Below are 8007 nucleotides of genomic sequence, written 5' to 3'. Positions count from 1 at the left end.
CCCAAACATGCGCCCGCTGCTACTGGATGGGACGATGTGACGAAGGGGTAGGTCCCGTAGTCGAGATCGAGCAGCGTGCCTTGAGCGCCTTCGAATAGGACATTATCTCCCTTTGCCACTTTGTCATGAATGAGCATCTCGATATCGGCAACATAGGGACGAAGCTGATCAGCCAACGGCAAATATTCAGCCAAAAGTTCATCAACGCTGAACGGTTTTTCACCGTAGGCTTCGAAAAGGCGGTTCTTTATTTCTAAATTTAATGTTAGTTTATTTTTAAAACGCGCAGGGTCGATAAAATCGATCATGCGGATGCCGGATCGGGCTGTTTTATCGACATAGGTTGGGCCAATGCCACGATTAGTGGTGCCGATTTTTTCATCGCCACGGCTTTTTTCGTCAATTTGCTCAGTTAATTGGTGGTAGGGAAGTACCACGTGCGCATTAGAACTAATCTTGAAGTTGTTGGGGGTTACTTGACCTTGGCCAAACTTTGCCATTTCCAGAATGAGCGCTTTCGGTTCGATAACAACGCCGCTTGAAACGATTGAAAGGAGATTTGGCCTGAGGACACCTGTTGGAATAAGGTGGAACTTGTAGACATTCTCTCCGACCTGAACGGTATGTCCTGCATTCGCCCCGCCATTATATCGGACGACGACATTAGCCCATTCAGCCAATACATCAACAAGTTTTCCCTTCGCTTCATCGCCCCACTGGGCGCCAGTTACTACTAAAGTTGCCATACTACTAATCTCCAATTCAGCGTTTGAATCCCGCCAAAAATATGAACCTATACATACGTATAGGCACATTACGAAAGGATACCATTAATTCGCTCAATGGTCAAGAGACGTGGGGGTTAGACTACTCTTTAGCAACCCAATCTCTCATGGCATCTAATAAAACGTAGGCAGTTAGGTCAAGGTGGATGGGAGTGATGGAAACGTAGCCGGATTGGACGGCGTAAACGTCAGTGCCATCTAGCGCCCTTTCTGGAAGGAGGCTGCCGCCAAGCCAATAATAGGGATGCCCCCAAGGATCGGTGCGCGTAATGAGACGGTCAGTGTATTGACGCGAGCCTTGGCGAGTGATCTGTATACCCTTTATATCATTAAAAGCGACATTTGGAACGTTTACATTTAACAATACATTTTTAGGTATTTCGTGCTGGGCAAATTGGCCGATTAGATTACGTGCTACTTCTCCGGCAGTTTCAAAATTTGCGATAACAGGAGCCTCATGTATCGATGCAACCGAGATTGCGAAAGCGCGAACGCCTAATACAGCAGCTTCAGCGGCGGCAGACACTGTGCCGGAATAGCTCGTATCCCAACCTAAATTCGCGTCAGGGTTAATCCCTGAAATTACTAAATCGCACTTCTCTTCCATCACAACACCGCGGCCAAGAGTAACGCAATCGGCAGGGGTTCCATTTGACGAATAAGCGGTAGAACCGTCTGCTAACTTGGTTTTATGGAGTCGAAGCGGTTTGTGAAGGGTGATCGAGTGTCCACTGGCGCTCCTGGGACGGTCAGGGGCGACAACAAAGACTTCGCCCAACGACTCTACTGCTCGCTTAAGCGCAAGCAGCCCTTCTGCCTGAATACCATCATCATTAGTTAAAAGAATTCGCATAGTTTTATTATCCTACTAACGCCTCAAATGCTACCGCGTCATTATTAGCGGATACTAGTCTACTTTATGGGCTATGTGAAAGAGGTTGGAAAAGTAACTTGACAGCCAAGGGTATAGCAGCTATAATTGTCTAGAACTAATATGCAAGAACAAGCAGAAGGCTATGTGCCTTTAAAGTGGAATGTCCTCTTGATGCGCCGCAATCCAATGAAAGGGTATGTTGCGGCGTTTTGTGCTGTAATTTCGGTCGTGTTGGGGGTAGTTTTGCTTGGCCATTGGATATTTGGGGTTTTGGGCTTGTGGTTTTTTTTAACCGCAACAATAGAATATTTTTATCCTATCACCTATACGATCTCGCAAGAAGGCGCGCAAGCGCGATGTTTGTGGCATTGGCAACAAATTAAATGGCAAACCGTGCGCCGTATCTATGTTGGTAATGAAGGCGTAAAATTAAGCTCTCTGGAGAATCCCTCTCGATTGGAGGCTTACAGGGGAGTTTACTTACGCTTTAACAACAATAGGGAGCAAGTTTTGGGTACTATTGAACGCTGGAGGCCAGAAAATGCCGTTATGGGATGAGCATCTTAGCGAAGAAAATAAACAGCAAATGATAAATGCAATCGCTAAACAAGTTATTTTAAGAGGCATGGCAACTCCGGCGATTATGTTTCTTGAAATGAATAAACCTATAAGCAACATCATGGCTCATGGGGCTTTAGTATTAACAGGTTTTATCGGTCCTATTATTGGAACTGAGAACTACGGACGTTATACGCAGCTATTTTCAGACAGACAAAATATAGAACAGCTCATTCAGCGGATTGAGGAGCTTATGATGGAACGAGACCGTATGAAAAAGGAACAAAGCAATGCAGCACGCTGACCAGAACTGGTTTGTGATTGTCTTTGAAGGCATCCTCGTAAGCCTGATTATGTGGAAGATTTTTGGGTCTATCAGGGGTAACTTGCCTTTTATTCGCCGCATTCCCGGATTGAACGCCATTGATGAAGCTATTGGTCGTGCGACAGAGATGGGACGTCCGGCAATTATGATTCCCGGCTTGAGCGGCTTGGATATCGTTGGTTTGCAGGCGCTTAATATTTTCCAATATGTTACACGTACAGCTGCGCGTTTCGGCAGCCCAATTCGCCTTCTCCTTGCCGATCCGATATTGTTTACAGTTGCTCAGGAAGTCATTCAGGACGCTTATCGTGTTGAAGGTAGACTCGATGTCTACGATCCTGAATCAGTCCGTTATGTTGCTTCAGGTCAATTCGCATTCGCTGCAGGAGCCTCAGGCATTATTCAAAGAGAGAAAGCTGCTGCCGTATTCCTAATGGGGGTCTTCTTTGCAGAATCCCTCATTCTAGCTGAAACTGCAAACTCCGTTGGCGCTATACAAGTGGCGGGAACTACTATGACTACCCAAACCCCGTTCTTTGTTGCAGCTTGCGACTACGTTATCATAGGTGATGAGTTTTACGCAGCCAGCGCTTATCTTAGTCGTGAGCCTGTCGCGTTAGGCAGTTTAGTTGGGCAAGATTACGCAAAGCTAGCCCTAGTAGCGATAATCATTATTGGTTGTGTTGTATTCACGATAACCGGTCCACAACTTAAGGGCAGTGAACCCCTGATGTATAAATTGTTTAATATCGGCGGGTGGGACGCTCTTATGCAATCAATCAGGCACTTATTCCATAAAGGTTAGTTCCGTAGGATATAGGAAGGTCCAATTCAGCAATGTCACAAATTTTTGCTAATTTACATTTGCATACGAGGATGACTAATCTCAGTTTCCTCATACCTGCCGCGATTATAATTACGCTAGTAGGCGTTGCAGCTATTATTCTTTTGTTGCAATTACCTCAGCGATTCCGTCGTCCTTTAATCACTGCTATCGTCTTTATTTCAGGATTGTATTACTCGCTTGAGTATTTTATACCAACACGAATGTCCAAATCTGGATCCCCGGAGAACTTCATTACTCCGACTTTGTCCGGTTTTATGGAACCTTTTGGGAATATTGTTGGCGGTTTGATGTTCGGTGTCGGCCTTTACAGTATTTTCCAGATACATCTCGGAAAAACACTCAAACGATCTAAGGATTGGGTTTATAGCGCAGCTTTACTTGCTTCCGTTTTAATCATGGCTTTCGTTGCTTTTGGGTCGCGTGGTAATCAAAGACTGGATGTTCCTTGGAAGGGAACGATGCAACTTGCAGGCGGCGGGCAAGAATGCCGTCTCCGCTTCATGAATATGCATTACGTACGTGGAAGCGCAAAGACAGATATTGTTGAAGTGAATGGACTAGCACGATTAACCAGAGGTAAATCCGAACGCTACTACGGACCAATCAATATGACTGTCAATAAGGGGGAGAGTACTTTTACGATCCCCTTCAAGAACTTCGGCCCTGTGACATTCACTGGATTAGTAAACCAAAAATCAATGCAGGGTGAAATTCAAACCGCATCTGGACAAAAAGGTTCACTTGAAGTAACACGAAAATGGTGGATTGATGACACCTATACCTATTTGTTCGATGGCGTCATGCAGAACGTTGATGCAGCGATGTTTTCCCTTGTTGCGTTTTATATTCTTTCCGCTGCATACCGCGCTTTCCGTCTTCGTTCCGTTGAATCATCAATTCTGATGGCTTCTGCGCTTGTTGTAATTTTGGGATTGTCTTTTGGTACGGTTATCACCGGAGGTATTGATCCTAATGGGTTAAGCTCGAACCTACGTGTTGAAACGTGGAGTGGTTGGATCCTAAGTGTTGTGAGCGCGCCCGCACTTCGCGCTATTGAGTTCGGTGTCGCTATAGGCTCACTCGCTATGTCATTGCGTATGTGGTTGGGCATAGAGCGCGGCGCATTATTTGGAGATTAGGAGCAAATTGGTTTATGAATACCGAAGATGCAAATAAATTATCAATATGGGAAAGGATGCAAAAGATTGACAGAAGAATATTGTATGTCATTCTTCTAATCGTTATTGCTATCCCAACCATTTATCAAGTCGATATGCCCAATGTGCCGTTACCGATGAGTATCGCTTTGTGGAAGACTATCGAGGAAACGCCAAAGGATAAAATCGTTCTTATTTCTTCTGACTGGTCGAACTCTACACGCGGCGAGAATAAAGGTCAAATGGCAGCCCTCATCAGCCATATGATGAAGCGTCATATCCGTTTTGCAGTGATGTCTTTTGATATCACTGCTTCACAGGTTGCCCAGAGCCTAGTGGATGAATTAGCCAAAAAATATGGCGCTGTGTACGGTGTTGATTACATCTACTTTGGTTATCAGCCAGCCGGTGCACTCTATGTAAAGGGTATCAATGAAGACATCATTACCGGCAAAGTTGATGCTCGAGATAAAAAGCCTTTGGCCTCATGGCCAGTTATGAAAGGCATTAAATCAGCATCTGAAATTCATATAGTGATAGAAATAGCAGCATCCGCGATGCATGGTGTTTGGCTTGGCCTCCTGAAGCCGGGTGTTAAGGTGGGCATTTGTCCAACGGCAATTATGGCTCCGGAAGCGATTCCTTACTTCCAATCAGGTCAGCTCGCAGGCATCTTGTGGGGCGCAAAAGGCGCATACGATTACGAACAACTTAATGTTAAGAACCACACAGGTGATCCCGGAACAGCCGGTCGTTATATGTCTCCTTTGTCAGCGGCGTTTACACTGATTATTCTATCAATTGTTGTAGGTAACGTCGGTATGCTTGTAGGTAATAAGAATGCTAGAAGGCGGAGCGGTGAATGAACGAACGTGAAGAGAGAACAATCGCATTCTTTGGATTATTAGCGTCTATCCCTGTCCTCTTTGCAATGATTCTCTACATCAGAGAAGGCGGCAGCTATCATAATGCGATAATTCCAATGTTGGGTGCGGTTGTGACAATGGGTATCTATTCGACCCTCTATCGTGAAAACCCAATCTATCGATTTCTTGAGCATGTATTCATAGGGCTTGGAATCGGTTATGGTGTTGCCATTAGTTGGGTTGAGGTTATGGGGCCAAAATGGTTCGATAGGATATTCCAACAAGGCGAATGGCTATGGCTTTTCTTAACGCCATTAGCGATTATGGCTTACTTCGTTTTCAGTAAGAAGCACGGCTGGATTAGCCGTATCCCGTTAGGTATGTTTATCGGTCTTGGCGCAGGCAATGTATTTCAATCATTTTGGCAAACAACCTCACCCCAAATACGAGACACTTTTAAACCGTTATGGCCTAACATCTATTCGCTTCAGGATCCAACCCCTGCAATTAACAGACTGAGCATTTCAGGGGCTATTAATAACGTAATTTTTCTTATTACTCTAACAGCTGTTTTAAGCTACTTCTTATTCGCCTTTGAGCAAAAAAACAAAGTTGTCAAAAACTACGCTTTGCTAGGCCGGTGGCTAATCATGATCGGTTTTGGCGCTATATTTGGTTCCACTATCATGACCCGTTTCGCACTCTTGGTCGACCGTATGTATTTGATCTTGGTTGAATGGCTGCACTTGGCAAAGGCTGTTTAGTGATCTTTTAGCTAGCTATTGAAAGTTAATAACAACAAGGGCGACCTTAACGGTCGCCCTTGTTGTTAATGGAACATCATCAAGTTATTCGAAAGCTTATTTCTTCTTTGCAGCCCCTTTGAGTACTACAGCTTTGGTGATAACGTCGCCTTTTTTGAGCTTTTCAACTATCTTCATGCCGTCGACAACTTTGCCGAAGACGCAGTAGTTGCCGTTTAGGAAGTCATTATCAGATAGATTGACAAAGAACTGGCTGTCACCAGTGTTGCTTTTGGGCGCGGTCAGGGCCATAGCGATGGTGCCTGTCTTGTGGGTTAGCTTGTTATTCTCGAATGTAACAGGGGTGTCGGAGCCATGAGAACCGAGTGATGGATCGCTTATAGGAAGCTTCTTGCTCATCGGGTCACCAGCTTGGACAACAAAGTTAGGTTCTATTCGATGAAACTTAATGCCGTTATAAAATCCCTTTTTGACCAGCGATGCAAAATTAGCGACTGTTTTAGGCGAGTCCTTGGGAAACATCTTGATATAAATATCACCTTTGTTATTGATGCTCATCTTAATAACCGTCTCGCCTGTTTTTGGTTTATAAGCAGCAATCGCCAAAGCGGCGAGCATTAGTGCGAATACGACAAAGAAAAATCGTGATCTCATATAGACCTCCATGAATTTGTATTAAGAGATTTTAGGCGTTTTATAGCCATTTTGTCAAACCAGGTGGAGAAAGTAAGGAGCGGAATTCGGCAATAATATATAGGTGAGAGGTAGAATTCTTTAATATGAGTTTTCGGAGCCTAATTAGGCGAATACACAATAACAGTCCGGTACCAGTTCAAACGGCAATTCGGCTTATATATGGTCGTCTACCTGCTAAGGTAAAGCTTGGCAAGGAATTTGCCGGTTATTGTGACATGCTAGCTAAGAGTGAGTGGTTACTGCGAGAAGACTTGGAGGCTATGCAGCTTGTAAAGCTTCAAGAACTGATAACGCATTGCTCAGAACGTGTTCCCTATTATAAAACTCTATTTAAAAAAATAGGATTCAAACCCGAGCACTTAAAGACTCTTGCCGATATCAGGAATATCCCTCCAATCTCCAAAGCTGACCTACGGGAATATTTCGAACAACTTTGCGCTATAAATTCAACAGAATATAAACCGGAAGAATGTACATCAGGTGGTTCAACAGGCGAGCCGGTTAAGTTTTTACTAGACCACAAGTCTTTGATAATGGAGAAAGCATGTCTGAACCGACATTGGTTGAAAAGTGGCTATAAACAGGGTGAACCCAATGTCAACTTACGTGGTTTGCGATTAACTTTAAAGCCTGGACGATATTGGCTTAAAGAACAAGGGGAGAACTGTCTTTATCTTTCTTCCTATCATCTAACCCCTGTAAATATTGGAGCTTATGTAGAAGCGTTTAATAATTTCAGACCAACATTGCTTAATACCTATCCATCCAACGGCGCATACTTCGCTACCCTGATTGAAGAATCAGGATTGAAAGTAAACCCTCTTCGTAGTATAGTTTGTTCATCAGAAACACTTTGTTCCTATCAAAGGGAGCGCATGGAGGAAGTTTTTGGTTGCAAAGTATGGGATTATTACGGCTTGACTGAGCTTGTCGGAAACGCAGGCGAATGCGAAGCACATGATGGCTATCATATGGCTATGGAGATGGGGCTATTCGAGGTTTTGTGTCCGGATGACCGTCCCGCTGAAGAAGGGGAAGTCGGCGAGATTGTCGCTACCGCTTTAAACAACTTCTCTATGCCATTCCTAAGATACCGTACAGGAGATTTAGCTGAATTTACGGATAAACCCTGTTC

10 protein-coding genes are annotated in these 8007 nt (G+C 44.3%); 7 read left to right on the top strand and 3 right to left on the bottom strand.

Going from position 1 to position 8007, the window contains the following annotated elements:
- A partial coding sequence (locus tag WCO51_07130; GenBank protein ID MEI6513034.1) for an adenylosuccinate synthetase occupies positions 1–746 on the bottom strand: 746 nt, incomplete at its 3' end.
- A 121-nt stretch (positions 747–867) separates the two neighbouring features.
- Positions 868–1638: a 5'/3'-nucleotidase SurE gene (gene surE / locus WCO51_07125; protein ID MEI6513033.1), complete on the bottom strand. Its 771-nt coding sequence runs from the start codon at positions 1636–1638 to the stop codon at positions 868–870.
- 141 nt (positions 1639–1779) lie between these two features.
- On the opposite strand from surE, the gene WCO51_07120 reads away from it, so the two are divergent.
- From WCO51_07120 to WCO51_07095, 6 genes are all read left to right on the top strand, one after another.
- A complete protein-coding gene (locus WCO51_07120; GenBank protein ID MEI6513032.1) occupies positions 1780–2217 on the top strand; it encodes a hypothetical protein in 438 nt (145 codons plus the stop codon).
- Entirely contained in the window at positions 2201–2521 is a 321-nt protein-coding gene (locus tag WCO51_07115; protein ID MEI6513031.1) for a hypothetical protein, read from the top strand. Before WCO51_07120 ends, WCO51_07115 begins: the two co-directional genes overlap by 17 nt.
- Complete coding sequence (locus tag WCO51_07110; GenBank protein MEI6513030.1) at positions 2508–3347, top strand: DUF6754 domain-containing protein; 840 nt, start codon at positions 2508–2510, stop codon at positions 3345–3347. The genes WCO51_07115 and WCO51_07110 overlap by 14 nt, the downstream gene beginning before the upstream one ends.
- 71 nt (positions 3348–3418) lie before the next feature.
- Positions 3419–4528 carry a hypothetical protein gene (locus WCO51_07105; protein ID MEI6513029.1) on the top strand — a complete coding sequence of 370 codons (1110 nt, stop codon included), beginning with the start codon at positions 3419–3421 and terminating at the stop codon, positions 4526–4528.
- A gap of 14 nt (positions 4529–4542) precedes the next feature.
- Positions 4543–5412 carry a hypothetical protein gene (locus WCO51_07100; protein MEI6513028.1) on the top strand — a complete coding sequence of 290 codons (870 nt, stop codon included), beginning with the start codon at positions 4543–4545 and terminating at the stop codon, positions 5410–5412.
- Complete coding sequence (locus WCO51_07095) at positions 5409–6176, top strand: hypothetical protein (protein ID MEI6513027.1); 768 nt, start codon at positions 5409–5411, stop codon at positions 6174–6176. The genes WCO51_07100 and WCO51_07095 overlap by 4 nt, the downstream gene beginning before the upstream one ends.
- A 96-nt stretch (positions 6177–6272) precedes the next feature.
- Here the strand turns inward: WCO51_07095 and WCO51_07090 are convergent, their stop codons facing one another.
- A complete protein-coding gene (locus WCO51_07090) occupies positions 6273–6830 on the bottom strand; it encodes a peptidylprolyl isomerase (GenBank protein MEI6513026.1) in 558 nt (185 codons plus the stop codon).
- A 125-nt stretch (positions 6831–6955) separates the two neighbouring features.
- Here WCO51_07090 and WCO51_07085 point away from each other — a divergent pair.
- Positions 6956–8007: hypothetical protein (locus tag WCO51_07085; protein MEI6513025.1), on the top strand; the 1052-nt coding region annotated here is incomplete at its 3' end.

This window comes from bacterium, assembly GCA_037131655.1.
Lineage (GTDB): Bacteria > Armatimonadota > Fimbriimonadia > Fimbriimonadales > JBAXQP01 > JBAXQP01.
This window is presented reverse-complemented; position numbering and strand designations above follow the sequence as displayed.